24 protein-coding genes are annotated in these 26,127 nt (G+C 67.5%); 6 read left to right on the top strand and 18 right to left on the bottom strand.

Annotation, left to right across the window (positions count from 1 at the left end; genetic code table 11):
• Positions 1-347 precede the first annotated feature (347 nt).
• The 3 genes from ACO2RV_RS19335 to ACO2RV_RS19325 all read left to right on the top strand — a co-directional run bounded on the left by ACO2RV_RS19335 (position 348) and on the right by ACO2RV_RS19325 (position 5,343).
• Positions 348-3,731 carry an ATP-binding protein gene (locus ACO2RV_RS19335; RefSeq protein WP_423295874.1) on the top strand — a complete coding sequence of 1,128 codons (3,384 nt, stop codon included), beginning with the start codon at positions 348-350 and terminating at the stop codon, positions 3,729-3,731.
• Positions 3,721-4,653 carry a response regulator gene (locus ACO2RV_RS19330; RefSeq protein WP_423295873.1) on the top strand — a complete coding sequence of 311 codons (933 nt, stop codon included), beginning with the start codon at positions 3,721-3,723 and terminating at the stop codon, positions 4,651-4,653. The genes ACO2RV_RS19335 and ACO2RV_RS19330 overlap by 11 nt, the downstream gene beginning before the upstream one ends.
• A gap of 360 nt (positions 4,654-5,013) precedes the next feature.
• Positions 5,014-5,343, top strand: a complete 330-nt coding sequence (locus ACO2RV_RS19325; RefSeq protein WP_423295872.1) for a hypothetical protein — start codon at positions 5,014-5,016, stop codon at positions 5,341-5,343.
• A gap of 112 nt (positions 5,344-5,455) precedes the next feature.
• Here the strand turns inward: ACO2RV_RS19325 and ACO2RV_RS19320 are convergent, their stop codons facing one another.
• The 3 genes from ACO2RV_RS19320 to adh all read right to left on the bottom strand — a co-directional run bounded on the left by ACO2RV_RS19320 (position 5,456) and on the right by adh (position 8,658).
• The gene (locus tag ACO2RV_RS19320; protein WP_423295871.1) at positions 5,456-5,875 is read right to left on the bottom strand and encodes a DUF779 domain-containing protein; all 420 of its coding nucleotides are present in this window, start codon (positions 5,873-5,875) and stop codon (positions 5,456-5,458) included.
• Between the two features lie 113 nt (positions 5,876-5,988).
• Positions 5,989-7,017: an alcohol dehydrogenase AdhP gene (gene adhP, locus ACO2RV_RS19315; RefSeq protein ID WP_423295870.1), complete on the bottom strand. Its 1,029-nt coding sequence runs from the start codon at positions 7,015-7,017 to the stop codon at positions 5,989-5,991.
• 123 nt (positions 7,018-7,140) lie between these two features.
• Positions 7,141-8,658, bottom strand: a complete 1,518-nt coding sequence (gene adh / locus ACO2RV_RS19310; RefSeq protein WP_423295869.1) for an aldehyde dehydrogenase — start codon at positions 8,656-8,658, stop codon at positions 7,141-7,143.
• 239 nt (positions 8,659-8,897) lie between these two features.
• Here adh and ACO2RV_RS19305 point away from each other — a divergent pair, with 239 nt between their 5' ends.
• Together ACO2RV_RS19305 and ACO2RV_RS19300 are read left to right on the top strand one after the other, a co-directional pair.
• On the top strand, positions 8,898-10,751 hold the full coding sequence (locus ACO2RV_RS19305) for a sigma-54-dependent Fis family transcriptional regulator (protein ID WP_423295868.1): 1,854 nt from the start codon (positions 8,898-8,900) through the stop codon (positions 10,749-10,751).
• Positions 10,752-10,825: 74 nt separating this feature from the next.
• A complete protein-coding gene (locus ACO2RV_RS19300; RefSeq protein ID WP_423295867.1) occupies positions 10,826-11,083 on the top strand; it encodes a hypothetical protein in 258 nt (85 codons plus the stop codon).
• A gap of 6 nt (positions 11,084-11,089) precedes the next feature.
• Here ACO2RV_RS19300 and mnhG read toward each other — a convergent pair whose 3' ends face one another.
• Genes mnhG through ACO2RV_RS19270 form a run of 6 tightly spaced genes read right to left on the bottom strand, consistent with a single transcriptional unit; the run spans position 11,090 to position 17,092 of the window.
• Complete coding sequence (mnhG, locus tag ACO2RV_RS19295; RefSeq protein WP_423295866.1) at positions 11,090-11,452, bottom strand: monovalent cation/H(+) antiporter subunit G; 363 nt, start codon at positions 11,450-11,452, stop codon at positions 11,090-11,092.
• Positions 11,449-11,730, bottom strand: coding sequence for a K+/H+ antiporter subunit F (locus ACO2RV_RS19290; RefSeq protein ID WP_423295865.1), 282 nt, complete (start codon positions 11,728-11,730; stop codon positions 11,449-11,451). Before ACO2RV_RS19290 ends, mnhG begins: the two co-directional genes overlap by 4 nt.
• Positions 11,727-12,218, bottom strand: coding sequence for a Na+/H+ antiporter subunit E (locus tag ACO2RV_RS19285; RefSeq protein ID WP_423295864.1), 492 nt, complete (start codon positions 12,216-12,218; stop codon positions 11,727-11,729). The genes ACO2RV_RS19290 and ACO2RV_RS19285 overlap by 4 nt, the downstream gene beginning before the upstream one ends.
• Positions 12,215-13,828 carry a monovalent cation/H+ antiporter subunit D gene (locus tag ACO2RV_RS19280; protein ID WP_423295863.1) on the bottom strand — a complete coding sequence of 538 codons (1,614 nt, stop codon included), beginning with the start codon at positions 13,826-13,828 and terminating at the stop codon, positions 12,215-12,217. Before ACO2RV_RS19280 ends, ACO2RV_RS19285 begins: the two co-directional genes overlap by 4 nt.
• The gene (locus tag ACO2RV_RS19275) at positions 13,828-14,169 is read right to left on the bottom strand and encodes a Na+/H+ antiporter subunit C (protein WP_423295862.1); all 342 of its coding nucleotides are present in this window, start codon (positions 14,167-14,169) and stop codon (positions 13,828-13,830) included. Before ACO2RV_RS19275 ends, ACO2RV_RS19280 begins: the two co-directional genes overlap by 1 nt.
• Before the next feature lie 4 nt (positions 14,170-14,173).
• On the bottom strand, positions 14,174-17,092 hold the full coding sequence (locus ACO2RV_RS19270; protein WP_423295861.1) for a monovalent cation/H+ antiporter subunit A: 2,919 nt from the start codon (positions 17,090-17,092) through the stop codon (positions 14,174-14,176).
• A gap of 95 nt (positions 17,093-17,187) precedes the next feature.
• Between ACO2RV_RS19270 and ACO2RV_RS19265 the strand changes: the two genes are divergently transcribed.
• The gene (locus ACO2RV_RS19265) at positions 17,188-17,415 is read left to right on the top strand and encodes a helix-turn-helix domain-containing protein (protein WP_423295860.1); all 228 of its coding nucleotides are present in this window, start codon (positions 17,188-17,190) and stop codon (positions 17,413-17,415) included.
• A gap of 16 nt (positions 17,416-17,431) precedes the next feature.
• Here ACO2RV_RS19265 and ACO2RV_RS19260 read toward each other — a convergent pair whose 3' ends face one another.
• From ACO2RV_RS19260 to ACO2RV_RS19220, 9 genes are all read right to left on the bottom strand, one after another.
• Positions 17,432-19,504: an ATP-dependent helicase gene (locus ACO2RV_RS19260; protein ID WP_423295859.1), complete on the bottom strand. Its 2,073-nt coding sequence runs from the start codon at positions 19,502-19,504 to the stop codon at positions 17,432-17,434.
• A 90-nt stretch (positions 19,505-19,594) separates the two neighbouring features.
• Positions 19,595-19,879 (bottom strand): HdeA/HdeB family chaperone, encoded by a 285-nt coding sequence (locus ACO2RV_RS19255; protein WP_423295858.1) that lies wholly within the window; start codon positions 19,877-19,879, stop codon positions 19,595-19,597.
• 98 nt (positions 19,880-19,977) lie between these two features.
• The gene (locus ACO2RV_RS19250) at positions 19,978-20,283 is read right to left on the bottom strand and encodes an alkylphosphonate utilization protein (RefSeq protein WP_423295857.1); all 306 of its coding nucleotides are present in this window, start codon (positions 20,281-20,283) and stop codon (positions 19,978-19,980) included.
• A 75-nt stretch (positions 20,284-20,358) separates the two neighbouring features.
• Positions 20,359-22,191: a dihydroxy-acid dehydratase gene (ilvD, locus tag ACO2RV_RS19245; RefSeq protein WP_423295856.1), complete on the bottom strand. Its 1,833-nt coding sequence runs from the start codon at positions 22,189-22,191 to the stop codon at positions 20,359-20,361.
• Between the two features lie 76 nt (positions 22,192-22,267).
• Positions 22,268-22,900, bottom strand: a complete 633-nt coding sequence (locus ACO2RV_RS19240; protein WP_423295855.1) for a TPM domain-containing protein — start codon at positions 22,898-22,900, stop codon at positions 22,268-22,270.
• Positions 22,900-23,709 (bottom strand): TPM domain-containing protein, encoded by an 810-nt coding sequence (locus ACO2RV_RS19235; RefSeq protein WP_423295854.1) that lies wholly within the window; start codon positions 23,707-23,709, stop codon positions 22,900-22,902. The genes ACO2RV_RS19240 and ACO2RV_RS19235 overlap by 1 nt, the downstream gene beginning before the upstream one ends.
• Positions 23,710-23,736: 27 nt before the next feature.
• Positions 23,737-24,357 (bottom strand): LemA family protein, encoded by a 621-nt coding sequence (locus tag ACO2RV_RS19230; RefSeq protein WP_423295853.1) that lies wholly within the window; start codon positions 24,355-24,357, stop codon positions 23,737-23,739.
• Positions 24,358-24,454: 97 nt separating this feature from the next.
• Positions 24,455-25,018, bottom strand: a complete 564-nt coding sequence (locus tag ACO2RV_RS19225; RefSeq protein WP_423295852.1) for a cytochrome b — start codon at positions 25,016-25,018, stop codon at positions 24,455-24,457.
• 8 nt (positions 25,019-25,026) lie between these two features.
• The gene (locus ACO2RV_RS19220; RefSeq protein ID WP_423295851.1) at positions 25,027-26,100 is read right to left on the bottom strand and encodes a catalase family peroxidase; all 1,074 of its coding nucleotides are present in this window, start codon (positions 26,098-26,100) and stop codon (positions 25,027-25,029) included.
• Between the last annotated feature and the right edge of the window lie 27 nt (positions 26,101-26,127).

Below are 26,127 nucleotides of genomic sequence, written 5' to 3'. Positions count from 1 at the left end.
GCGCCCTCACAGTCTGTTCCAGGATCGGGGTCGTGTGCAGCGCGGCGCGGGCGTGTTTTCGCGCGCGCGCGAAGATGGTCAATATTTAGAAGATGCTTGAATTGGCGCTCTAAATACATACGAGAGCGAATCCGTCCGGTGGCATATGTTGTCTCCGGCGCGGACTCGTCGTTCCGATTTGCCTCGCCGGTGGAGGTTTTTTCGATCTCCGGCTGAGGTGGAACGGTTTGTGCTTGTTGTGGTGCGGTGGGCTGAAAGACCAGCCCATTCGGTGGTGCAAGAAAAGAACGGTGCCGGGAGGGCAAGCGCGGAGGATGTCAGGCGTCGAGGCGGCGAGGCGGAACCCTATGGCGGCGGAACAGAAAATCGTTCGCGTTCGGCGCCGGTATAACCAGTGGGTCGTCAACGAGACGCTGGAGGACTATGCACTGCGTTTCACCGCCAAGAGCGCGCGGCGCTGGTCGGCGATGCATGTCGCCAACACCGCGCTCGGCGCGGTGTCCTTCCTGGCGCTGGAAGCCATTGGCGGCGCCATCACGCTGACCTATGGTTTTCCCAACGCGGTCGCGGCCATTCTTGTAGTCAGCCTGGTCATTTTCGCTGCCGGCTTGCCGATCAGCTATTACGCCGCCAAGTTCGGCGTCGACATCGACCTGCTCACGCGCGGTGCCGGCTTCGGCTATATCGGCTCGACCTTCACCTCTCTGATCTACGCCTCCTTCACCTACCTGTTCTTCGCCATCGAGGCGGCGATCATGGCGCTGGCGCTGGAGATGTGTTTCGGCGTGCCGCTGATGGTGGGCTATTTCATCAGCGCGCTGGTGGTCATCCCGCTGGTGACGCACGGCATCACCTTCATCAGCCGGTTCCAGCTGTGGACTCAGCCGTTTTGGCTGCTGCTGAACCTCATCCCGTTCGGCTTCATCGTCGCCTATCACGGCGGCTCCTTCAGCGATTGGACATCCTATACCGGCCGGCTCGGGGCGCGGGACGGCTCGTTCGATCCGCTGATGTTCGGGGCGGCGACGACGGTGGTGTTCGCGCTGGTGGCGCAGATCGGCGAGCAGGTGGATTTCCTGCGCTTCCTGCCGCGCCGCGCGCCGGGGCGCAGCGAGGCGGTGCGCAACGCGGTCTGGTGGGTGGCGCTGCTGTCGGCGGGACCGGGATGGATCGTGCCCGGAGCACTGAAGATGCTCGCCGGCTCCTTTCTTGCCTATTTCGCGCTCACACAGGGGATTCCCTTCATCCACGCCGCCGAGCCGACCCAGATGTATCTGGTGGCGTTCAAGACGGTATTCTCGCCCGAGGTCGCGCTGGCCTTCACCGGCGTCTTCGTCATCCTCGCCCAGCTCAAGATCAATGTGACGAACTCCTATGCCGGCTCGATCGCCTGGTCGAACTTCTTCTCCCGGCTGACGCACAGCCATCCCGGCCGCGTGGTCTGGCTGGTGTTCAACGTCACCATCGCGCTGCTGCTGATGGCGCTCGGCATCTACAAGGTGCTGGAGCAGATCCTCGGGCTCTATGCCGTGGTGGCGGTGGCGTGGGTGGCGGCGCTGGTCGCCGACCTCGTGGTGAACAAGCCGATGGGCTGGAGCCCGCCGGGCATCGAGTTCAAGCGGGCGCATCTCTACGACATCAACCCGGTCGGCGTCGGCGCGGTGATCGCCGGCACGCTGGTGGGGGCGCTGGCCTTTGCCGGGCTGCTCGGGCCGGTGGCGCAGGCGTTCGCGCCCTTCCTGGCGATGCTGGTGTCCTTCGTCACTGCGCCGGCCATCGCCTTCGCCACCGGCGGGCGCTATTACATCGCGCGCCGCACCGCGCGGAACTGGGACGCCCGCCACACGCTCAAATGCTGTATCTGCGAGCACAAGTTCGAGCCCGAGGACATGGCGCATTGCCCCGTCTATGCCGGGCCGATCTGCTCGCTGTGCTGCTCGCTCGACGCCCGCTGCCACGACCGCTGCAAGGAGGATGCGCGGTTTCCCGACCAGATCCTCGCTCTGCTGCGTGCCACGCTGCCGGGCTGGATGGTGGCGCAGCTCAATTCCCGCATCGGTCACTATATCGGCGTGCTGTCGCTGCTTGCCGTGGTCATCGGCGCGATACTGGCGGTGATCTATTTCCAGGCCACCTTCGCGCCCGTCGCCGAGCGCGAGGCGGTGGGCAGCGTGCTGTTCACGCTCTACTTCATCCTCTTGATCATCGCCGGTGTCGCCGCCTGGCTGTTCGTGCTGGCGCAGGAGAGCCGGCGCGTCGCGCAGGAGGAGAGCAACCGCCAGACCGCGCTGCTGATGCGCGAGATCGAGGCGCACAAGCGCACCGACGCCAAGCTGCAGAAGGCGAAGGAAGTGGCCGAGGCGGCCAACCTCGCCAAAAGCCGCTATGTCGTGGGCATCAGCCATGAACTGCGCACGCCGCTGAACGCCATTCTCGGCTACGCCCAGCTGCTGGAGCGCGACGCCTCGATTCCCGCGCACCGGCGCGACGCCATCCGCGTGGTGCGGCGCTCGGCCGAGCATCTGTCCGGTCTTATCGACGGGCTGCTCGACATTTCGAAGATCGAAGCCGGCCGGCTGCACCTGACCCGCGACGAGGTGCGCATCGGCGAGTTCCTCGACCAGCTGGTCGATATGTTCCGGTTGCAGGCGACCGCCAAGGGCATCGACTTCGTCTATGTGCGCCCCGACCGCCTGCCGGACGTCGTCTACACCGACGAGAAGCGGCTGCGGCAGATCCTCATCAACCTGTTGTCCAACGCCATCAAGTTCACCGCCGACGGACGGGTGGCGCTGCGCGTCTCCTACCGCAACCAGGTGGCGGAGTTCGAGGTCGAGGATACCGGCATCGGCATTCCCAAGGCCGACCACAAGCGCATCTTCGAGCCCTTCGAGCGCGGCGAGCGGGCCGGCACCTATTCGACCAGCGGCATCGGCCTCGGCCTCACCATCACCAAGCTGCTGACCGAGATAATGGGCGGGGAGATCTCGCTGGTCTCGGCGCCGGGCGAGGGCAGCCTGTTCCGGGTCAAGATGATGCTCTCCGAGGTGACGAACCCTTCCCGCGGCGGGCCGATCCAGCATCGCCGCATCGCCGGCTATGTCGGGCCGCGCCGCACCGTACTGGTGGCTGACGACGATCCTGCCCATCGCGACCTCATGCACGAGCTGCTGGTGCCGCTCGGCTTCACCGTGCTGTCCGCCGCCGACGGCGTCGCCGCGCTCGACATGGTGCGCGAGTGGAGCCCCGACGTGATCCTGCTCGACATCTCCATGCCGGGGCTGAACGGCTGGGAAGTGGTGCGGCTGCTGCGCGACGAGGGGTTCGCGCGGCTGAAGATCATCATGATCTCGGCCAATGTCGGCGAGATACGCGGCGATGGCATGGAGGCGCACCAGCACGACGACCATGTGGTCAAGCCGGTGCATCTGCGCGGCCTGCTGGAGAAGATGGAAAAGCTGCTCGACCTGCAATGGATCGGCGAGGGCGAGGCGGTCGCTGATGCCCCGGCCGCCGTTGCACTGCGCGCGCCCGCCGGGGTGCATATCGACGATCTCGTGAAGCTGGGCGAGATCGGCTATGTCCGCGGCATCCAGGCCAAGCTGAGGGAGATCGAGAGCGTCTCACCCGAGAACGGCGCCTTCGTCTCCCATATGCGGGACCTGATGGAAACCTTCGACCTCAAGCAATACATGGCCGTCCTGGAGGCGTTGCGCAGCGATGATGCATAGCGTGGAGCGCCGCGACATCGTCCTCGTGGTGGACGATTCCCCGGAGACGCTGAGCCTCCTGACGGACGCGCTGGAAGCGTCCGGCGCCACCGTGCTCGTCGCCACGGAGGGAGCGAACGCGCTCGCGCTGGTCGAGCGCATCACGCCGGACGTCATCCTGCTCGATGCGGTGATGCCGGGCATGGACGGTTTCGAGACCTGCCGCCGCCTCAAGCGCAACAAGGCGGTGGCGCATGTGCCGGTGATCTTCATGACCGGCCTGTCGGAAACCGAGCAGATCGTGAAGGGGCTTGAGGCGGGCGGCGTGGACTACGTCACCAAGCCGATTTCGCCCGACGAACTGATCGCCCGCATCCGCGTTCATCTCGCCAATGCGCGCCAGACCCACAGTGCCCGTGCCGCGCTCGATGCGGCGGGCCGGTTCCTGCTCTCGGCGACGCGCGAGGGGCGGGTGCTGTGGTCGACGCCGCAGGCGACCGCGCTGCTCTCCGCCGTTACCGCCTCGCCGCCGGGCGACAGCCTCACGCTGCCGGAAGCGGTGTGCCGCTGGCTCGCCTCGCGCCGCAGCGACCCGGCCGGGATCGAGCCCGCTCCGCTCGACCTCCGGGTGGAGGGCTCGCCGCGCCGCCTGCGCCTGTCCTTTGTCGGGCAGATCGGTCCGGAGGAGCTGCTGCTGCGCATCGTGGAGGACGAGGGGCTGCTGCCCGAGCAGGTGCTGCGCTCCAAGCTGAACCTGACCGTCCGCGAGGCGGAAGTGCTGATGTGGCTGGCGCGCGGCAAGGCGAACCGGGACATTGGCGAGATTCTCGGCCTGTCGCCGCGCACGGTGAACAAGCACCTGGAACAGGTCTACGCCAAGATCGGCGTGGAGAACCGCGCCGCGGCGGTCGCGCTCGCCGTCACCGCGCTCACGCCGAAATAGCGGCCGGCGGGCGTCTCGCGCCCGCGCCGTGCTCGCCGCAGCGTGGGCTTTCACGCGGAGCTCCCATCCTCGCGCCCGGACGACGTCGCGCCCCGGCGCGTGAGCATCAACGCCTTATGCCCGTACGAACCCCGGCCGGACGCCGCGGCTCCGGCTTCGGGACACCGCGCTCCCCGAGACAGTTGTGCATTGTCAGTTATGCCATTATCGCATGGCAGCCATGCGTTTAATCAAATAATTTTCGTCAGAATAAACTTTGAAATTTTAATCAAAATCAGAGCTAAACGGCGGCAAATTTGTTGCAAGTTGGATAATCGGGAGTAAATTGCCGCTCAAATTCGAGACGCCCGGGAGGGAGCCTTGACTCGCATATCTGGAATTGCAGGGGTCGCCGCCCTGATGATGATCGGCGCAATCGGCAGCGGTGCCATGGCGCAACCGCGTACGCCCGGACAGGCGTTGCAGGACGCCGTCGAACGGACCTGCGTGATCGAGATCCGCTCGGGCAGCAATGGCGAGCGAATCCAGTTGCAGAACATCTGCTTCAATCCGCGCGCGGTACGCATCAGCTGGGGCGACGGCCGTCTGGTCGACTATTGCCTCAACAGCGGTGGCGACGTGCGCTATGTCGTCAAGCTGAACGAGAGCTACCGGATGACGCGCGAGCAGGACATCCTGCTCTGCCAGTAAGGCGGCCTTTCGGCTCAGGCACGGAATTTCCAGAGGGCGGGGCACGCGGAAACGCGGCGCCCCGCTTTGCTTTTCGCTGCTATGCCGCCGGACTTGTATCGCCGGCCGGCGATCAGGCCGGCGCACCCTGCGCGAGCGGCGTGAGGCGGTCGATCTCATCATCGGCGAACAGACGCGAGCGGGTGAGGAAACGGACGTCGCGGCCATTTTCCAGGCTGAACATGCCGCCACGCCCCGGCACCACATCGATGATCAGCTGCGTGTGCTTCCAGTAGTCGAACTGCGAGGGGCTCATATAGAACGGCGTGCCGCCGATTTCGCCCAGACGCACGTCGCGGTCGCCGACAATGTAGTCGCCCTGGCCATAGCACATGGGCGAGGAGCCGTCGCAGCAGCCGCCCGACTGGTGGAACAGCAGCGGGCCGTGCTGTTCCCGCAAGGTCGCGATCAGCTCCAGCGCGGCCGGCGTGGCCAGCACGCGCGGCACGAGGTCTGCAGTGGCGCGGCGGTCGGCAATCAAGGCATCTGTCATGGTTTCCTCCCGGAGCCTCTTGTTCCGTTCGACACGGGCGGGCTCGTTCCGACGACGCCTTCAACATGTGCCCCGCCGGCCTCGCGGACAAGGCCGGCGGGGCAGAGGCCCGCTCAACCGGCTATGTCGAGCACGATGCGGCCGTCGATCTTGCCCTTGTGCATGCGGTCGAACACCTCGTTGATGTCGTCGAGCTTCGCGGTCTCGACCGTCGCCTTCACCTTGCCGTCGGCGGCGAAATCGAGCGATTCCTGCAAGTCGAGCCGCGTGCCGACGATGGAGCCCCGCACCGTGGTGCCGCTCAGCACCATGTCGAAGATCGGCAGGTCGAAGGAGCCCGGCGGCAGGCCGTTGGCCACCAGCGTGCCACCCCGGCGCAGCATGCCCAGCGCCTGGCTGAACGCCTTGGGCGAGACGGCGGTCACCAGCGCGCCATGCACGCCGCCGACCTCTTTTTTCAGATAGGCGACCGGATCGGTCTCCAGCGCATTGACGGTGACGGTGGCGCCGAGCTCGCGGGCAAGCGTCAGCTTGTCCTCGGCGATGTCGACCGCCGCCACGTTGAGCCCCATCGCCTTGGCATATTGCACCGCCATGTGGCCAAGCCCGCCAATACCGGAGATCACCACCCAGTCACCCGGCTTGGTGTCGGTCATCTTCAGGCCCTTGTAGACCGTCACGCCGGCGCACAGCACTGGGGCGATCTCCACAAAGCCGATATTCTTCGGCAGGTGGCCGACATAGTTCGGGTCGGCCACCACATAGTCGGCAAAGCCGCCATTCACGGAATAGCCGGTGTTCTTCTGCTCCTCACACAGCGTTTCCCAACCGCCGAGGCAGTGCGCGCAGTGGCCGCAGGCGGTGTAGAGCCATGGCACGCCGACACGGTCGCCCTCCTTCACATGCTTCACGCCGCGGCCGACGCCGGAGACGAAGCCGACGCCCTCATGGCCGGGAATGAACGGGGGATTGGGCTTTACCGGCCAGTCGCCCTCGGCGGCGTGGAGATCGGTGTGGCAGACGCCGGAAGCCTGTATGCGGACCTGAATCTCGCCCGGACCGGGCTCGGGGATGGAAACTTCCTCGATGACGAGGGGCTTGCCGAATTCGCGGACCACTGCGGCCTTCATGGTCTTCGTCATATGCACATTCGCCTCTCGATGCGGCCGGCGCCGGCTGCGTCGGCCCGAATTGCCACCCGGCGGGACGGAACCACGTTCCGTCCCGCCGGGCATTGATCTGACCCCCTGCGGGGCAACGCGGGATCAGAAGAAGCCGAGCTTCTTCGGGGAGTAGCTGACCAGCATGTTCTTGGTCTGCTGGTAGTGGTCGAGCATCATCTTGTGGGTCTCGCGACCGATGCCGGACTGCTTGTAGCCGCCGAAGGCCGCGTGGGCCGGATAGGCGTGGTAGCAATTGGTCCACACCCGGCCGGCCTGGATGGAGCGGCCGAAGCGATAGGCGCGGTTGCCGTCGCGGGTCCACACGCCGGCGCCGAGGCCGTAGAGCGTGTCGTTGGCGATCGCGAGCGCCTCGTCGTCATCCTTGAAGGTGGTCACGGACACTACCGGCCCGAAGATCTCCTCCTGGAAGATGCGCATCTTGTTGTGGCCCTTGAACACGGTCGGCTTCACGTAATAGCCGCCGGCGAGGTCACCGCCGAGATTGTTGCGCTCGCCGCCGGTGAGCACCTGCGCTCCCTCCTGCTTGCCGATGTCGATATAGGACAGAATCTTGTCGAGCTGCTCGGAGGACGCCTGGGCGCCGAGCATGGTCGCCGGATCGAGCGGCGAGCCCTGCACGATCGCCTCGACGCGCTTCAGCGCCTTTTCCATGAAGCGGTCATAGACGCTCTCCTGGATCAGCGCGCGGCTCGGGCAGGTGCAGACCTCGCCCTGGTTGAGCGCGAACATGACGAAGCCTTCGATGGCCTTGTCGAAGAAGTCGTCATCCTCGGCCACCACGTCCTTGAAGAAGATGTTCGGCGACTTGCCGCCCAGCTCCAGCGTGACGGGGATGAGGTTCTGGCTGGCATACTGCATGATCAGCCGGCCCGTCGTCGTCTCGCCGGTGAAGGCGATCTTGGCGATACGGTTGGAGCTGGCCAGCGGCTTGCCCGCTTCGAGGCCGAAGCCGTTGACGATGTTGAGCACGCCCGGCGGCAGCAGATCGGCGACCATCTCGGCGAGCAGCAGGATGCTCGACGGCGTCTGCTCGGCGGGCTTGAGCACCACGCAGTTGCCGGCGGCGAGCGCGGGGGCGAGCTTCCACACCGCCATCAGGATCGGGAAGTTCCACGGAATGATCTGGCCGACCACGCCGAGCGGCTCATGGAAGTGATAGGCGATGGTGTCGTGGTCGATCTCGGAGAGGTTGCCTTCCTGCGCCCGCACACAGGCGGCGAAATAGCGGAAATGATCGATGGCGAGCGGAATGTCGGCTGCCGTCGTCTCGCGGATCGGCTTGCCGTTGTCCCATGTTTCGGCAAGGGCGAGGAGGTCGAGATTCTCCTCCATCCGGTCGGCGATCTTGTTGAGGATCAGCGCGCGCTCGGCGGCCGACGTCTTGCCCCAGGCGTCCTTGGCGGCGTGCGCGGCGTCGAGCGCCTTCTCGATGTCGTCCTTGTCGGAGCGGGCGACCTCGCAGATCTTGCCGCCGGTGATCGGCGACGTGTTGTCGAAATAGCGGCCGTTCACCGGCTCGACGAACTTGCCGCCGATGAAGTTGCCGTAACGGGCCTTGAAGGGGGACTGCTTGGTAATGGCGATTTCTGGTTTGTTCATATGATCCTCCCGGGACTGGGAGTCTCAAGATTGCAGCGCCTGTGCCAGCATGCTGCCGCAACGCACAAAATCGTTACTGCATGACGGCAAAATATTGAAAACGCTTACGCAACGCCGACACTTGCGAAGGCTTGAAAACACCGGCACTGGACGAGCCGCGAAAACTTGGTAGAAACTGTCGGAAAGAACAACAAGACCTGCGACACGTGTGGCAATTTGCAACACACCGGGAGGATCGCATGCCGACGGAGGTCTCGCCCCGCGCTGTTCTCGCGGCGCGCAAGCAGTTCTTCCTGCAAGGAAGAGCCGAGGGACCGCTCGTCGCCTCGGCACTGTCCGAGCCGATCCTCAATTCATGGCGGCGCTGTGCCGCACGCGGGCTGGACAGCGCGGCGCTGCCGCGGCTGGAGCCGCTGACCACCTACGAATTGCGCGCGGTGGCCGAGCGGCACGAGAAATTGCGCCGCCTGTGCCGGCCGGAGGTCGAGAGCCTCTATGCCGATGCGATGCAGACCGGCTGCGTCGTCATCCTTACCGACGCCGACGGGCTGATCCTCGATACCCTCGGTAATGCCGATTTCGCCGCTCGCGCGGCGCAGGTGGCGCTGCGCCCCGGCGTGCTGTGGGGTGAGAGCACCACCGGTACCAATGCGGTCGGCACCGCGCTCGTCGAGGGCCGGCCGATCACCGTGCATGGCGGCGAGCATTATTACGACCCGCACGGCATTCTCAGCTGCTCGGCGGCGCCGATCCTCGATCCCTATGGCCACACTGTCGGGGCGCTGGACCTGTCGGGTCCCGCTGCGGTCGATCACCGCCACGCGCTGGGCCTGGTGCGGATGGCGGTGGAGCAGATCGAACATCGCTTCTTCGACGAGGATTTCAGTGGCCGCCGCGTGGTGCGCGTGCAGACGGACCGCGCGCTGCTCGGCACCGCGAGGGAGGGTGTGCTGGTATTCGAGGACGACCGGCTGGTGGCGGCGAACCGCACCGGCCTTGCCTTGATCGGCGCAGACTGGTCGCAGCTCGGCGCCAAGCGGGCGGACGAGCTGTTCGGGGCCTTGCCGCGTGCGGACGGCGCGGCCCATGCGCTGCGCGACATGGCGGGGCGCGAGCTTTTCGTCCGGCTTGACGGTTCCGGCCGGGATGAGATGGTACGGGCCCGCCCGGCGGTTCCGGCGCCCCGCGATCAGGGGCCGCTGCTGCGCCCCGGCGATCGCGAGGCGATTTCCCGCGCCGTGCGCATGGTCGAGGCGGACGTGCCCGTGCTGGTGCGCGGCGAGACCGGAACCGGCAAGGAGATGGTGGCGCATGAGATTCATCGGTGCAGCAGCCGTGCCGCCGGTCCCTTCGTCGCCGTCAATTGCGCGGCGATCCCGGAGACGCTGATCGAGGCGGAACTGTTCGGCTATGAGGAGGGCGCGTTCACCGGCGCCCGCCGGCACGGCCGCAAGGGCCTGCTGCGCGAGGCGCAGGGCGGCGTGCTGTTCCTCGACGAGATCGGCGACATGCCGCTCGCCTTGCAGTCGCGCCTGCTGCGGGTGCTGCAGGAACGGGAGGTCGCCCCGCTCGGTGGCGGCAAGCCGGTGAAGGTGGATTTCGCGCTGCTCTGCGCCACCCATCGCGATCTGCGTGCGCTGGTGGAGGCCGGGGGCTTCCGCTCGGACCTGTATTTCCGCATCGCCCATTATATTGTGGAGCTGCCGCCGCTGCGCGCCTTCGACGACCGGCATGCCACCATCCGTGCGCTGTGGGCGCGCCTGGTCGACGACCCGCGCCTGACGCTGTCGGACGCCTGCGAGGACCGGCTTGCCGCCTATGGCTGGCCGGGCAATTTCCGCCAGCTGGCGGGAATGCTGCGCGCGCTGGCGGCGCTGGCCGAGCCGTTCAAGCCGATCGAGGTGGACATGCTGCCGCCGGACATTCGCGAGGCGTCGCCGGCACTTGCCGCAGCGGGAGTGATGTCGCTGGACGCACTCACGGTCGAGGCGATGCGGCGCACGCTCGATGCCTGCGGCGGCAACGTCTCGCAGGCGGCCAAGCGGCTCGGCGTCAACCGCTCGACGCTCTATCGCCGCCTGCTCAACGGCTGACGTTGAGCCCCGTTTGGGGAACCTGCCGGTATTCCGCCCGTTGCCTCTTCGACATCAGCGAAAGAGGAATGGACATGGTGCGCGACCCACGCCTGCTCGACCAGAACCCCGTCGTCATCGACCCGGCCAATGTGAAGGCGGTGCTGGAGGATCGTCCGACCGCCGTGTCCGATCCGCGCCGGCCGCCGCTCGGCGAGGTCCGCAACGACAATCATCCCAAGGACGGCAAGCCGGAGAAGCGCTCCGGCGGGCGCTTTGCGCGCGACGCGGTGCAGACTGTCGACGGCTCGCGCGAGGGTACACCACAGGCGCCCGACGATCCCCGCCGCTGACGCCGGTCAGAGTTCGGTCGGCTCGGGGTCGCGCTCCGGCGCGGCGGGATTGCCCTCGACCCGGTCGCGATAAAGCGAGGCGCGGGCGAGAAGCATCATCGTCACCGGCGTGGTGATGGTGACGAAGAGGGCGATCAACACCTCATGCACCATGAAGCGCGTCTGCAACACGCTGAAGCAGATGATCGAGCCGATGAGGATGCTGCCGGTGCCAAGCGTGGCGCCGAGCGAGGGGGCGTGCAGGCGGGAGTAGAAGTCGGGGAGGCGGTGCAGGCCGATGGAGCCGGTGAGGGCGATCAGAGCACCCGCGATCAGGAAGAACGAGACGGTCAGGGAGGCCCAGAGCGGAAGTTCCGGCGCGGCGCTCATTCGATCACCTCGCCGCGCATGAGGAACTTGGCCATCGCGACCGTACCGACGAAGCCGAGCAGGGCGATGATGAGCGCCGCCTCGAAATACAGCGTGGCGCCGCTGCGTATGCCGACGGTGATCAGCATGAGCATCGCGTTCACATAGAAGGTGTCGAGCCCGATGATACGGTCCTGCGCGCGGGGCCCGCGAATGAAGCGGAGCGCCGCGAAGCCCATGGCGATGGCGAGGATGACCTGCGCCGCGGTCAGCGACCAGCCGAGGATCAGCGCGCTCATTCGAAGATCTCCCTCAGCAGGGCCTCGTAGCGCCGCTTGATCAGCGTCGCCCATTCGCGCTCGTCCACGAGGTCGAGCACATGCAGCAGCAGCGTGCCGTGCGCGGGGTCGTAATGCACCCATTGGGTGCCCGGCGTGCAGGTCATGATGATGGCCAGCACGGCGAGGCCGTAGCGGTCCCTCAGGTCGAGCTTCAGCACCATGAAGCCGGAATGGGTGCGCCGCTCGGCGCCGCCCAGGATGATCCGGCCGACGGCGATGTTCGAGCGGAACACATCAATGAGAACCCGCCCCGCCAGTCGTGCCGCCGCCTTGAAGCTGCGGATCCGTACCGGCGGCGGATCGAGCGCCACCATCGCCCAGGAGGCGCCGAACGCCACCAGCGCGCCGAAGACGATCGTGCCGGGCGCGATGCTCTGCTTCAGCAGCAGCCACATGACGAGGAGGGCGAGGAACAGATAGGGATGGGGCAGCACGCGCCGGATCATCGCGGGCCTCCCGCTGCCGGGCCGAGCACGTCGTTGGCGTAGACGGCCGGCCAGTACAGTACCTGCGCGGTTGCCTCCATGTAGCGCATGGCCGGTCCACCCAGCACCGTCATCGCCACGCAGAGCAGCAGCAGCCCCCCCACAGGCAGCGCCTCTATGGCGCGCACGCGCGGAATCGCCGTTTCCGCCGGCACCCACAGATTGCGGATGCCGGTGCGGGTCATGGCGATGAGCGTGGCAAAGCCGGAGGCGATGAGCAGGCCGACTAGCGCCCAATGCTCCGCCGGGATGCGGCCGCCCTCGTTGATCAGCGCCGAGAGCATGGCGAATTTGGCGATGAAGCCGGAGAGCGGCGGCATGCCAGCCAGCAGCGCCGTGCAGGCAAGGAAAGCGCCGCCGAGCACGGCGATGGTGGCGGGGATGGCGACGCCGACCTCGTCCTCCTCCTCCTCGATGTCCTCCTCCGGGTCGCCGAACACTTCGAGCGTCACGGCGAGCACGTCGGCGCCCGCTTCCTGCCCGCGCTCGATGAGCTCGACGAGCAGGAAATAGGCCCCCAGCGCCAGGGTGGACACGACGAGGTAATAGAGTGCGCCGGAGATCACCGCGCTGTTGCCGGTGCCGATGGCCGCCAGCAGCGTGCCGGACGAGACCAGCACGGCATAGCCGCCCATGCGCTGCATGGACGGCGCCGCCAGCACGCCGATGGCACCGAAGGCGATCGTGGCCATGCCGCCATAATAGAGCCAGAGCGCGCCGAAATCCTCCGACGCGCCGGCCTCGTCGCCGAAGGACAGCAGGAACAGCCGCAGGATCACGTAGACGCCGACCTTGGTCATGATGGCGAACATGGCGGCGACCGGCGCGCAGGCGGCGGCGTAGGTGGTCGGCAGCCAGAAGCTGAGCGGCCACATGCCGGCCTTCACCAGGAAGGCGATGCCGAGAACCGCCGCGCCCGCCTCGTACAGCACGCGCAGATCGCCCGGCAGCGTCGGCGCGATGCGGCCGATGTCGGCCATGTTCAGTGTGCCGGTGACGCCGTAGATCAGGCTGACGCCGACCAGGAAGAGCGAGGAGGCGACGAGGTTGATCGGGATGTAGTGCAGCCCCGCCTTGACCCGCGCCGTGCCGGAGCCGTGCAGCACCAGCCCGTAGGAGGCGGCGAGCAGGATCTCGAAGAACACGAACAGGTTGAACAGGTCGCCGGTGAGGAAGGCGCCGTTGAGCCCCGCGAGCAGGAACAGGAACAGCGTGTAGAAGCGCGGCCCGGCCTTGTGCCAGCGCGCCATGGCGAAGACCAGCGTGGCGCAGCCGAGCAGGGCGGTCACCAGCAGCATGAGCGCGGAGAGCCGGTCCGCCACCAGCACGATGCCGAAGGGCGGCGGCCAGTTGCCGAGCGGATAGACGATCATCGAGGACCAGCGGTCGTCATGTGGCGTGCTGGCGACCGCGACCAGCGCAACCGCGACGGCCAGCAGCGCGAAGACGGTGGCGAGGCTGAGCGTCATCTTCAACGCCCGCCGTCGTTCGCTGAACAGCAGCATGAACGCGCCGACGGCGAGCGGCAGCAGGATCGGGACGATGACGAGATGGTGGATATGGGCGCCCATCAGTCCTGCTCCCGCCCGTCGACGTGGTCGGTGCCGGTGCGTCCGCGCGCGGCGAGCAGCAGCACGAGGAACAGCGCGGTCATGGCGAAGCCGATGACGATGGCGGTGAGCACCAGTGCCTGCGGCATGGGGTCCGCGAGCCTCGCGGGGTCTCCCGCCGTGCCGGGCTTCAGGATCGGCGGCACGTCGATGCGCACCCGGCCCATGCTGAAGATGAACAGGTTTACCGCATAGGAGATCAGCGAGAGGCCGATGATGACCTGATAGGTGCGCGGGCGCAGCAGCAGCCACACGCCCGAGGCGGCGAAGACGCCGATGCCGATGGCGAGGATCATCTCCATCCCGTCACCTCCACCCCTCGCCGCCATCGGCGGCGTGCGAGGCGCGCGACGAGCGCAGCGACTGGTGCGCCAGGGCGATGAGGATCAGCACGGTGGCGCCGACCACCAGCGCGAACACGCCGAGGTCGAACAGCAAGGCGCTGGCGAGCGGGATCTTGCCGAAGACAGGCAACTCCAGATAGCGGAAATGCGAGGTGAGGAACGGGTAGCCGAACGCCCAGGAGCCGGTGCCGGTGGCAAGGGCGGTGAGCAGGCCGAGCCCCATCCAGCGCAGCGGCAAGACGCGCAGGTGATCCTCCACCCAGCGCGCGCCGCTGGCGATGTACTGCACCACGAAGGCGATGGAGAGCGTGATGCCGGCCGCGAAGCCGCCGCCCGGCAGGTCGTGCCCGCGCATGAACAGATAGACCGCCAGTACGGCGATGACCGGGAACAGCCAGTTCATCACCAGCCGCGGGATCAGCATGTAGTCGGCGACAGTGTCGCCGGGGCTGCGGCTCGGCTCGGCATCGTCATAGGCATCCTGGATGCGCTGCTGCTCGGGCGTGCCGGCGCTCTCCGGCGCGGGCCGGAAGCGGCGCAGCAGGGCGAAGACGGTGAGCGCGGCAAGGCACAGCACCACGATTTCGCCCATGGTGTCGAAGCCGCGGAAGTCCACCAGGATGACGTTGACGATGTTGGTGCCGCCGCCCTCCGTGTAGGCGCGCTCGACGAAGAAGCGCGAGACGCTTTCCGGTAGCGGCCGCGTCATCAGGCTGTAGGACAGGAAGGCCAGCAGGCCGCCGAACGCGCAGGCGATGCTGAGATCGGTGTAGCGGCGCAGCAGCGTCGAGGGCGGCGGGCGCGTGGGATAGACGTCCTCGATCCGCTTCGGCAGCCAGCGCAGGCCGAGCAGCAGCAGGACGGTGGTGACGATCTCGACCAGCAGCTGGGTCACGGCGAGGTCGGGCGCCGACAGCCAGACGAAGGTGATGCAGGTGACCAGGCCGGCGCCGCCCATCAGCACCAGCGCGGCGAAGCGATGATATTTCGCCTGGTTGGCGGTGGCGAGCGCGCAGACGATGCCGATGGCCCAGAGCAGGGCGAAGCCGGGTTCCACCGGCGTTCCCGCCAGCGTTCCCGTGCCCGCGGCGCCGCGGATCGCGATCGGCGTCAGCGCGGCGAGCACGGCCACCAGGACGACGATGCGCATCTGCGGCTGAAGATGGCGGGTGCCGAGCTTGGCTTCCGCCTGTCGGGCCCATTGCAGCGACAGGGTGGTGAGGATCTTCTCGAAGATGCGCTGGCCCTTGAGCTCGCGCATCAGGGGAGGGCCCTCTATGCCGCTCGCGAGATAGCGGCGCAGCGCGTAATAGAGCACGACGCCGCCCGCCAGCGCGATCAGGCTCATGAACAGCGGCAGGGTGAAGCCGTGCCACAGGGCGAGATCGTAATGGGGCATGTCGGCGCCCAGCACCGAGCTCATTGCCGTGGCGAGCAGCGGGCCGACGGTGAAGCTCGGCACGATGCCGATCATCAGGCAGATCAGCACCAGGAGCTCGATGGGAAAGCGCATCCAGTGCGCCGGCTCGTGCGGCCTGCGCGGCAGGTCGACCGGCGGCGGGCCGAAGAACACACCGAGGATGAAGCGCAGCGAATAGGTGACGCTGAACACGCCGGCCAGCGTCGCCCAATAGGGCAGGCTGTCGTCGAGCAGCGAGCCGGTATGGTCGGCCACGGCTTCGGCGAAGAACATCTCCTTCGAGATGAAGCCGTTGAGCAGCGGCACGCCGGCCATGGCGGCGGCGGCGACCATGGCGAGCGTGGCGGTGAACGGCATGTAGCGGTAGAGGCCGCTGAGCCGTCTTATGTCGCGCGTGCCGGTCTCGTGGTCGATGATGCCGGCGGCCATGAACAGCGACGCCTTGAAGATGGCGTGGTTCACCGTGTGGAACACGGCGGCGACCGCCGCCAGCGGCGAGCCGAGGCCGAGCAGCAGCGTGATCAGCCCGAGATGGCTGATGGTGGAATAGGCGAGCAGGCCCTTGAGGTCCTGCTGGAAGATCGCGGCATAGGCGCCGAGCAGCAGCGTGACGAGGCCGGCCGGCACGACGAGGTAGAACCAGGTGTCGGTGCCGGCAAAAGCCGGCCAGATGCGGATGAGCAGGAAGATGCCCAGCTTCACCATGGTCGCCGAGTGCAGATAGGCCGAGACCGGCGTCGGCGCCGCCATGGCGTGCGGCAGCCAGAAATGGAACGGGAACTGCGCGCTCTTGGTGAAGGCGCCGAGCAGCAGCAGCACGAGCGCGAGCGTGTAGAGGCTGCTGTCGCGGATCAGTTCGGCCTCCGCCAGCACCTGGTCGATCTCGTAGCTGCCGACGATGCGCCCGATGATGAGCACGCCGACGAACAGGCACAGCCCGCCGCCTGCGGTGACGGTGAGCGCCATGCGCGCACCGTCGCGCGCCTGCGCGGAATGATGCCAATAGCCGATCAGCAGGAAGGAGAAGAGGCTGGTCAGCTCCCAGAAGAAGACGAGCTGGATCAGGTTGCCCGAGACCACCACGCCGACCATCGAGCCCATGAAGGCGAGAAGGAAGGAGAAGAAGCGCGGCACGGGATCTTCGGCCGACATGTAGTAGCGCGCATAGAGCACGATCAGCGCGCCGATGCCGAAGATCAGCAGCGCGAACAGCCAGGACAGCCCGTCCATCCGCAGCGTGAAGTCGAGGCCCAGCATGGGCAGCCAGTCGATGCGCAGGCGCACCGGCACGCCGGCTGAGATGCCGGGATAAAGCCAGATGGTGATGGCCACGCCCGCGACGGCGATGCTCCCGGCCAGCGTCGCGGCGGTGTTGCGCGCGTGCGTCGGCAAGAACCCCGCCAGCAGGCTACCTGCGAAGGGCAGGGCAAGCGCGACGAGGAGGAGCAGGCCATTCGACATAGGTAACAGGTTCCTCCCGAATGGGGTTTGGGACCAGCCTTGCAGGATTTCGCCCATTATGGTTGATTTGGGCGTCTTGAGGCAAGGCTGAAGCCATGGAATTGGCTCCCGAACAATGCCGCGCTGCACGCGGCCTGCTAGATTGGACGCAAGAGAACCTGGCGGCTCGCGCCGGGGTATCCCGCAGCACTGTTCGTGATTTCGAGCGGCACCGCCACGTGCTGCACCGCGGCACCGAATCCCAGCTCATCCGCACCTTCCAGGAAGCCGGCATCATGCTGTTGCCGCCGGGCGAGCACGGGCCGGGCGTGCGCATCCGCTGAAGCTGGCTCCGGTTCGTTACCGCCACATGGCGCGCATCCGCGCGCCGATATCGATACGCGCCGTCTCCGCCGGGCGGACGGCCGGCTCCGCGGCGGTCACCGGCGGCCAGGCGGTCGCGCTGAAATGACCGAGGATGCGCGGGGGAATGAAGCGGGTGCGCGCGGCATAGACATGCCGATCACCGCGCGCGGACTGGCCATGGGTGAAGAAGCGCTGCGGCAGCATCAGGTGCAGGCTGTCCTTCGCCCGCGTCATCGCGACATAGAGCAGGCGCCGCTCTTCCTCGATCTCATCCCGCGTGCCGACGCCGAGGTCGATGGGAATGCAGCCATCGACCGCATTGAGCACGAAGACCGACTTCCATTCCTGCCCCTTGGCGGAATGGATGGTGGAGAGGATGAGATAGTCCTCGTCGAGATGCGGCGGGCCGGCATGGTCGCTGGTGGCGTCCGGCGGATCGAGCGTCAGCTCGGTGAGGAAGCGCTCGCGCGAGGGATAGGTCGCGGCGATCTGGGAAAGCTGGACGAGATCCGACTGCCGGCTCTGTGCGTCCTCGTGGACGCGCTCCAGCACCGGCTCGTACCAGTGCCGCACAAGGTCGAGTTCGCCCGGCCAGCCGGCGGACTTGCCCTTCAGCTCGCGGGCCATGGCGAGAAAGCCGGGCCATTCCTCCGCCGCTCGGGGAGGCGGCGTCACCGTTTCCAGCACCGGGAGCAGCGCGTCCGCGCCGGCCACTGCGTCGAGAATGCGCGCGGCAGTGGCCGGGCCGAGGCCGTTGAGCAGCTTCAGCACGCGGAAGCCGGCGACGCGATCGCGCGGATTCTCGACGAAGCGCAGCACCGCCAGAACGTCCTTCACATGGGCGGAATCGAGGAATTTCAGCCCGCCGAACTTCACGAACGGGATGTTGCGGCGGGTGAGCTCCACCTCCAGCGGCCCGCTGTGATGGGCGGCGCGGAACAGCACGGCCTGCTGCTTCAGGGCGATGCCGTCCTCGCGGTTTTCCAGCACGCGGGTGGCGACATAGTTCGCCTGTTCGATCTCGTCGCGCACGCTCACCAGCAGCGGACGTTCGCTGGAGGTGCGCTCGGACCACAGGTTCTTGGCGTAGCGCTCGGCGGCGAAATCGATGACCGCATTGGCGGCGCCGAGAATGGCCTGCGTGGAGCGGTAGTTCTGCTCCAGCATGATGGTGTCCGCGCGGGGCGAGAAGTGGCCGGGAAAATCGAGGATGTTGCGCACCGTCGCGGCGCGGAAGGAATAGATCGACTGCGCGTCGTCGCCGACCACGGTAAGCCCGCGCCCGTCCGGCTTCAGCCCGAGCAGGATGGAGGATTGCAGCCGGTTGGTGTCCTGATATTCGTCGATCAGCACATGGTCGAAACGGCCGGCGATGTCGGCGGCGATGGCCGGCTCCGTCACCATCTGCGCCCAGTAGAGCAGCAGGTCGTCGTAATCGAGCACGCCCTGCGCCTGCTTGGCCTCGACATAGGCGGCGAACAGCGCCTTCAGCTCGCCACTCCAGCCTGCCACCCACGGGAAGGCGCGGCCGATCACCTCTTCCAGCGGCTGCTGCGCGTTGACTGCGCGCGAATAGATGGCGATCAGCGTGCCCTTGGTCGGAAAGCGCTTCTCGGTCCTGGAGAAACCCAGCTCGTGGCGGACCAGGTTCATCAGGTCGGCGCTGTCTTCCCGGTCATGGATGGTGAAGCTGGGGTCGAGCCCGATCTGCGGCGCGTAATCCCGCAACAGCCGCGCGCCGATGCCGTGGAAGGTACCGGCCCAGCTCAGCCCCTCGGTGAGGATGGCGGCATTGGCGCCGAGCACATGGGCAGCGATGCGCGCGACGCGCCGCGTCATCTCCGCCGCCGCACGGCGCGAGAAGGTGAGCAGCAGGATGCGGCGCGGATCGGCGCCGTTGACGATGAGATGGGCGACGCGGTGGGCCAGCGTGTTGGTCTTGCCCGAGCCCGCGCCGGCGATGACCAGAAGCGGCCCGGCGTCGATCGCGCCGGGTCCCTTCACGCCATGCTCGACCGCCTGCCGCTGCTGCGGGTTGAGCTTGTCGAGATAGGCGGCTGGCTGCATCGGCAAACGAATCTCTGGCGACCGGACGGGACGCCAGTGAGCACGTTTCCTGTTTTGTTCGCAATGGCGGCCGGGTTTCGTCCACCCGGCCTAGTCGTCGAACAGTTCGTCCGTCGCGGTGATGAGGCCGATCGACGGATTGGCCGCGCAATAGGCGCCGAGCTTCTCGGCATTGGCGACGAACTTGTCGGTGTCGATCACCGGCGGGGCGTCGACGTCCTTGTAATAGGCGTCGAGCCAGGCGAGCGTGAGCATCATCTCGGTCTTGTCGCTCTCGAGGAACTGCCCGCAGGTGGTGGTCGAGAGATCGATCTTGTCGGCCATGACGGTGAACGGCACGATCGCGAAGGCAGCGGCCAAAACGAGCTTCTTCATCGCTCAATCCCTGGAAAATGGGTGCCGGCGCGGCACGTCACCTCGTTACCACGCGCCGGCGTCATCTTCCATGCCGCCGCAACCGGCCCGACGGTGAGCTAGCCGCGCTTGCGCACGAATTCGGTGCGCAGCACCAGTCCCTTGATGGCCTCGTGGCGGCAGTCGATCTCTTCGGGATTGTCGGTCAGGCGGATCGTCTTGATCACCGTGCCCTGCTTCAGGGTCTGGCCGGCACCCTTGACCTTCAGGTCCTTGACGAGGACGACCGAGTCCCCGTCGGCCAGCACATTGCCGGAGGCGTCGCGCACTTCCGGCTTGGCGGTCTGCGCGGCCGCGAGTTCGGAGGCCGGGCGCCATTCGCCGGTGGCTTCGTCATAGACATAGGCGTCGTCTTCGTCGGCCATTTTCGCCTCCGTCGGGTTAAGGCTTTTCAGCCGATCAATGAGCCGGGCAGGGCCTGCGGCCCCGCCCGCGAAATATCAGGGCAGTTTGCGCACCGCGCCCTTGTCGGCGGAGGTGGCGAAGGCGGCATAGGCCTTGAGCGCAGTGGTCACGTTGCGCTTGCGCGGCGCAGCCGGCTGCCAGCCCGCCGCTTCCTGCTGCTCGCGGCGGGCGGCGAGGACGGCGTCGTCGACCGCGAGATGGATGCGCCGGTTGGGGATGTCGATTTCGATGGTGTCGCCCTCATGCACCAGTCCGATCGTGCCGCCTTCGGCCGCTTCCGGCGAGACATGGCCGATGGACAGGCCCGAGGAGCCGCCGGAGAAGCGCCCGTCGGTGATGAGGGCGCACTGCTTGCCGAGGCCCTTCGACTTCAGGTAGCTCGTCGGATAGAGCATTTCCTGCATGCCGGGCCCGCCGCGCGGTCCTTCATAGCGGATGAGCACGATCTGCCCCGGCTTCACCCGGTTGCCGAGGATGGCGGACACCGCGTCGTCCTGGCTCTCGAACACCGTCGCGGTGCCGGTGAACTTCAGGATGCTCTCGTCGACGCCCGCCGTCTTCACGATGCAGCCATTCTCCGCGAGGTTGCCGTAGAGCACGGCGAGGCCGCCATCCCTGGAGAAGGCGTGCGCGGCGTCGCGGATCACGCCGGTCTCGCGGTTGGTGTCGACGTCGTCATAACGGGCCGACTGGCTGAACGCGACCTGCGTCGGCACGCCGCCCGGGGCCGCCTTGAAGAACGCGTGCACCGCCTCGCTGGAGGTGCGCTTGACGTCCCAGTGGTCGAGCGCGGCGGCAAGGCTCGGTGCGTGCACCGAGCCGACCGAGGTATCGATGAGGCCGGCGCGGTCGAGCTCGCCGAGAATGCCCATGATGCCGCCGGCATGGTGGACGTCTTCCATGTGCACGTCGGCAATGGCGGGCGCGACCTTGCACAGCACCGGCACGCGGCGCGACAGCCGGTCGATGTCGGCCATGGTGAAGGGCACCTCGCCCTCATGCGCGGCGGCGAGCAAATGCAGCACGGTGTTGGTCGAGCCGCCCATGGCGATGTCGAGCGTCATCGCGTTCTCGAAGGCTTTGAGGCTGGCGATGGTGCGCGGCAGCACGCCGGCATCGTCCTGCTCGTAATAGCGGCGGGCGAGATCGACGATGAGATGGCCGGCCTCGACGAAGAGGCGCTTGCGGTCGCCATGGGTCGCCAGCGTCGAGCCGTTGCCGGGCAGCGACAGGCCGAGCGCCTCGGTGAGGCAGTTCATCGAATTGGCGGTGAACATGCCCGAGCAGGAGCCGCAGGTCGGGCAGGCCGAGCGCTCGATCGCCTGCACGTCCTCGTCGGCGATGCGGTCGTCGGCGGCGGCGACCATCGCGTCGACCAGGTCGAGCGCCTTGGTCTTGCCGCCCAGCACCACCTTGCCGGCTTCCATCGGGCCGCCCGAGACGAAGACGGTCGGGATGTTGAGGCGCAGCGAGGCCATCAGCATGCCGGGGGTGATCTTGTCGCAATTGGAGATGCAGACCATGGCGTCGGCGCAATGCGCGTTGACCATGTACTCCACGCTGTCGGCGATCAGCTCGCGCGAGGGCAGCGAATAGAGCATGCCGTCATGGCCCATGGCGATGCCGTCATCGACCGCGATGGTGTTGAATTCCTTGGCGACGCCGCCTGCCGCCTCGATCTCGCGCGCCACCAGCTGGCCGAGGTCCTTCAGGTGCACATGACCGGGCACGAACTGGGTGAACGAGTTCACCACGGCGATGATCGGCTTGCCGAAATCGCCATCCTTCATGCCGGTGGCGCGCCAGAGGCCGCGCGCACCCGCCATGTTGCGGCCGTGGGTGGTTGTGCGGGAGCGATAGGCCGGCATGGAATTCCTCCAGATCTTTGCCGCGCTTATGCTCCGAGCGACCTGCCGGCGCAACCCTCTACCCCCGGAAGGGACATCACAGCAGCACGATGTGGTTGGGCAGTTCGTCGATGTCGCCGTCCGCGCGCGGGGCATGCTGGGCGAGCAGGCGGCCCGCCTCGGCGATGCCGGCCTCCAGCCCGTCGACGAGGTGTCCCTCGCGCGTGCCGGCGAGAACGCGGGTGCAGATGTCGGTCCACGCCTCGTGCCCGACGCTGGCGTGGATCGCCTCGTCCGCCACCACCTCGACCCGGTGCTCGGGCAGGGCGACGAAGATGAGCACGCCGGTGCGCCCGCGCGTCTGGTGGATGCCGAAGCCGAGGAAATGGTCGAGCGCCGCCCCGCGCGCCGCCGCATGCAGGACGGCGCGCGGGACCGAGCGGGCGCCGAGTGGGGTGAAGGCGAGCAGGGAGCCGAGCAGGACGAAGCTGCCCGCCTGCAGCGCCAGCACGTCGCGCACGCTGATCGGCACGAGGAAGGCCACGGGCCAGGGCAAAGCGAGGGCGACGATCGCCGCCCAGATCAGCGCGTAGGGCCAATGGGGAACCAGCGGGCGCGTCGAGATGACCACGCGGATCTCGCCCGAGGTTTCCGCTTCGGCGCGATGGATGGCCTCGGCGAGGCGGGCCTCGTCGGCGGCGGAAAGGACGGTGCCGGGTTCGCGTGCCATCACCAGCTCCCCGAAGCCCCGCCGCCGCCGGACGAGCCGCCGCCGCCCGACCAGCCTCCGCCACCGCCGCTGGACCAGCCCCCGCCGGAGGAGCCGCTGCCCCATTCCCAGCTCGACACGCCGCCGGCCGCCGCCGCGCCCTTGCCGCGCCGCGCGGTGCGCGAGCGGCCATAACGGACCTGCCGGTAGAAGACATAGATGAAGAACACGAACATCGCCGCGAAGAACAGCAGCGCGATCCAGTCCTCGGCGGTCAGCGGCGGATCAGCGGCCCGCCGGGCACGCGCCTCCGCCTCGACCGGGTCGAGGTTGAGGATCTCGATGATCGCGTCCGCGCCCTTGTCGATGCCGGCGGGATAGTCGCCGGCACGGAAGGCGGGGAGGATGGCGGTCTGGACGATGGTGCTGGCCACCGCGTCGGGCAGCACGCCCTCCAGCCCGTAGCCGACCTCGATGCGCACCTTGCGCTCGTTCGGCGCGACCAGCAGCAGGACGCCGTTGTCCTTGTCCTTCTGGCCGATCTGCCAGTGGCGGAACAGCCGGTTCGCGTAGTCCTCGACCGAGGTGCCGTCCAGCGAGGGCACGGTGGCGACGACGAACTGGTCGGTGACGCTCGCCTCCTGCGCCGCAAGCTTGGTGTCGAGCGCCGCGCGCTGGGCGGCGTCGAGGATGCCGGCGGCGTCGACCACGCGGCCGGTCAGTTCGGGGAAATCGAGCTCCGCTCGCGCGGCCCCGGCCAGCGCGCCGACGAGGAACAGCAGGATGAGCCCGGCGCGAAAGCCAGCCTGGCGGAGCGGGAGGAGACGCATGGCGCGTGCCCGGTGCGGTTCAGGGCGTCAGTTGAACTTCACCTGCGGCACCTGCATCTGCTGTTCGGAGATGGTGAAGGTCTCCAGCGGGCGGTTGCCGCGATAGAGCGTCGAGGCCCAGATCACGCCGGGAAAGGTGCGCAACTCGGTATTGTAGACCCGCACCGCCTCGATGTAGTCGCGCCGGGCCACCGCGATGCGGTTCTCCGTCCCCTCGATCTGCGCCTGCAGGGCGAGGAAGTTCTGGTTGGATTTCAGGTCCGGATAGGCTTCCGCCACCGCGATGAGCCGGCCGAGCGCGCCGGAGAGCTGGGCCTGCGCGTTCTGGAACTTCTGGAACGCCTCGGGGTCGGTGATGGTGGAGGCGTCGACCTTGATCGAGGTGGCGTTGGCGCGCGCCTGCGTCACCTGGGTCAGCACGTCCTTCTCCTGCTGCGCGTAGCCCTTCACCGTCTCGACGAGGTTGGGAATGAGCTCGGAACGGCGCTGGTACTGGTTCAGCACCTCGCTCCAGGCCGCCTTGGCCTGCTCCTCCTGCGTCGGGATGTTGTTCACGCCGCAGCCGGCGAGCCCGAGCGCACCGATCGAGAGGAAAAGGATGGCGATGAGGCGGCGGGCGCCGCCGGACAGGGAGAGAAGCTTGGACATGCGGGGCCCCGATTGCGCGGGCGCCACCTGGCGTGGCGCACGCCCCCTTATACGGCCTCGCGCTGCCGCCTTCCATCCGTGCCGGCGGTCCGGACGCTCATTCCGCCGGAGTGGCGTCCGGGCGTGCAGGAACCGGCGCCATGCTCTCGAACACGCCGTCACGCCGGATCAGCCCGTGGAACAGCGCCGCCGCGAGGTGCATCAGGATCACCGCGAAGAAGGCGAAGGCGAGATAGTAATGCGCGGCCCACAGCAACGCGTGCAACTGGTCGCTCCGCGGCAGGATCGGTGGCAGCGTGATGCCGCCATACAGCACGATCGGGTAGGCGCCGGCCGACAGCATCGCCCAGCCGATCAGCGGCATGCCGATCATCAGCGCGTAGAGCGCGTAATGCGAGAGATGCGCGGCGAGCTTCATCGGCTCGGGCATCTCCGCCGGCAGCGGAGGTGCGCCATAAATGAAGCGCACGGCCAGCCGGATCAGCGCCAGCACCAGGATGGCGATGCCGAGCGTCTTGTGCGTCGCCAGCAGCGGCACGTATTTCGGCATGACCGTGGAGATCATGCCGACGCCGATGAACAGCATGGCGAGGATACAGACGGCCATGACCCAGTGCAGCGTGCGCTGGAGGACCGTGAAGTGCTTGATGTCTGCGCTCATGGCGGGCCTCACGGATTGGTGCTGGTCGTCGCGGCGGGGGCGGCGGGGGCCTGGTAGGGGTAGTCCTTCCATTCGGCCGTGCGCAGATTGTACGAGCGCGCATAGGCGGCCGACCGCGCGGCGGGGAACGGATCGTCCGAGACGCGGATGCCTTCCGGCAGGATGGTCGGGTCGAAATTGATGTCGCGGCAGGGGCCGTCGCGCTCGGGCTCGATCTTCTGCACAATGAGCGTGCCGGCCTCGATGGTGCGCCGCCCCTCCGGCCAGGCCTTGCTCGGGTCATTCGTCGGGTCGCCCGGATCGGCGAGGGTGAGTACCAGCGTCCAGCGCTGCGGTGCGCTGGCGACGCGCGCGGTGATCTCCTGTTCGAGATGGTTGGGTCCGAGCTTTTCGAGGTCCGCCTGCGTGGTCGGCACGACGGGCGCTTCGGGCAGGTAGGACCAGCGCACCGGCTGCTGCTTGCCTGCGGCATCGACGAAGATGAAGGCGTTGAGGCTGTGGAACGGGTCCTCGGCATAGCTCGAGGTCCAGGGGGCGCTGCCGGCCCAGCCGGCGAAGGTGCCGAATTCCGGATTGGCGGCGATGAAGTCCTTCATCGCGTCCGGCGCCTTGCTGTGCGAAGCCTCCAGCAGACCGTAAAAGGCCTGCGGCGTCGACACTGGGAAGAAGGGCGGGTCGATCATCGCCGCGCGCCATACCGAGGGGCCAGCGGTGATCTCGAGGCCCAGCCCGCGCACGCGCACGGTAGCATCCGGCGCATTGGGGTCGGGCGTGCCGAGGTTGAACCGTCCCATTGCCGGGAACTGCCCGCTCGCCAGCATCGGCGCGGTGGAAATCGCCGCGCCCTTTCCGTTGGAGTCGAAAACGCCAGTGAAGCAGATGCCCTTGGCATGGTTGCGGCGGTGGCCGAGCGCGGGTCCGCCGGGTGGGGCGAGGGCGGCGACGAGCTTGGTCGGCGTCAGGCGGTCGGGCGTCAGGAAGCCGCCGGTATAGGCGAAAGCCCCGGCACCGACCGCGAGAACGCCGCCGATGAGAATGAGCGAGCCGATAACGGCTCCTGTCGTCGGTGCAGGCTTGGCCATGAGATCCTTCCGATGTTCGCTCCCGCG

Source organism: Ancylobacter sp. VNQ12, assembly GCF_049445835.1.
In the GTDB taxonomy this organism is placed as follows: Bacteria; Pseudomonadota; Alphaproteobacteria; order Rhizobiales; family Xanthobacteraceae; genus Ancylobacter.
This window is presented reverse-complemented; position numbering and strand designations above follow the sequence as displayed.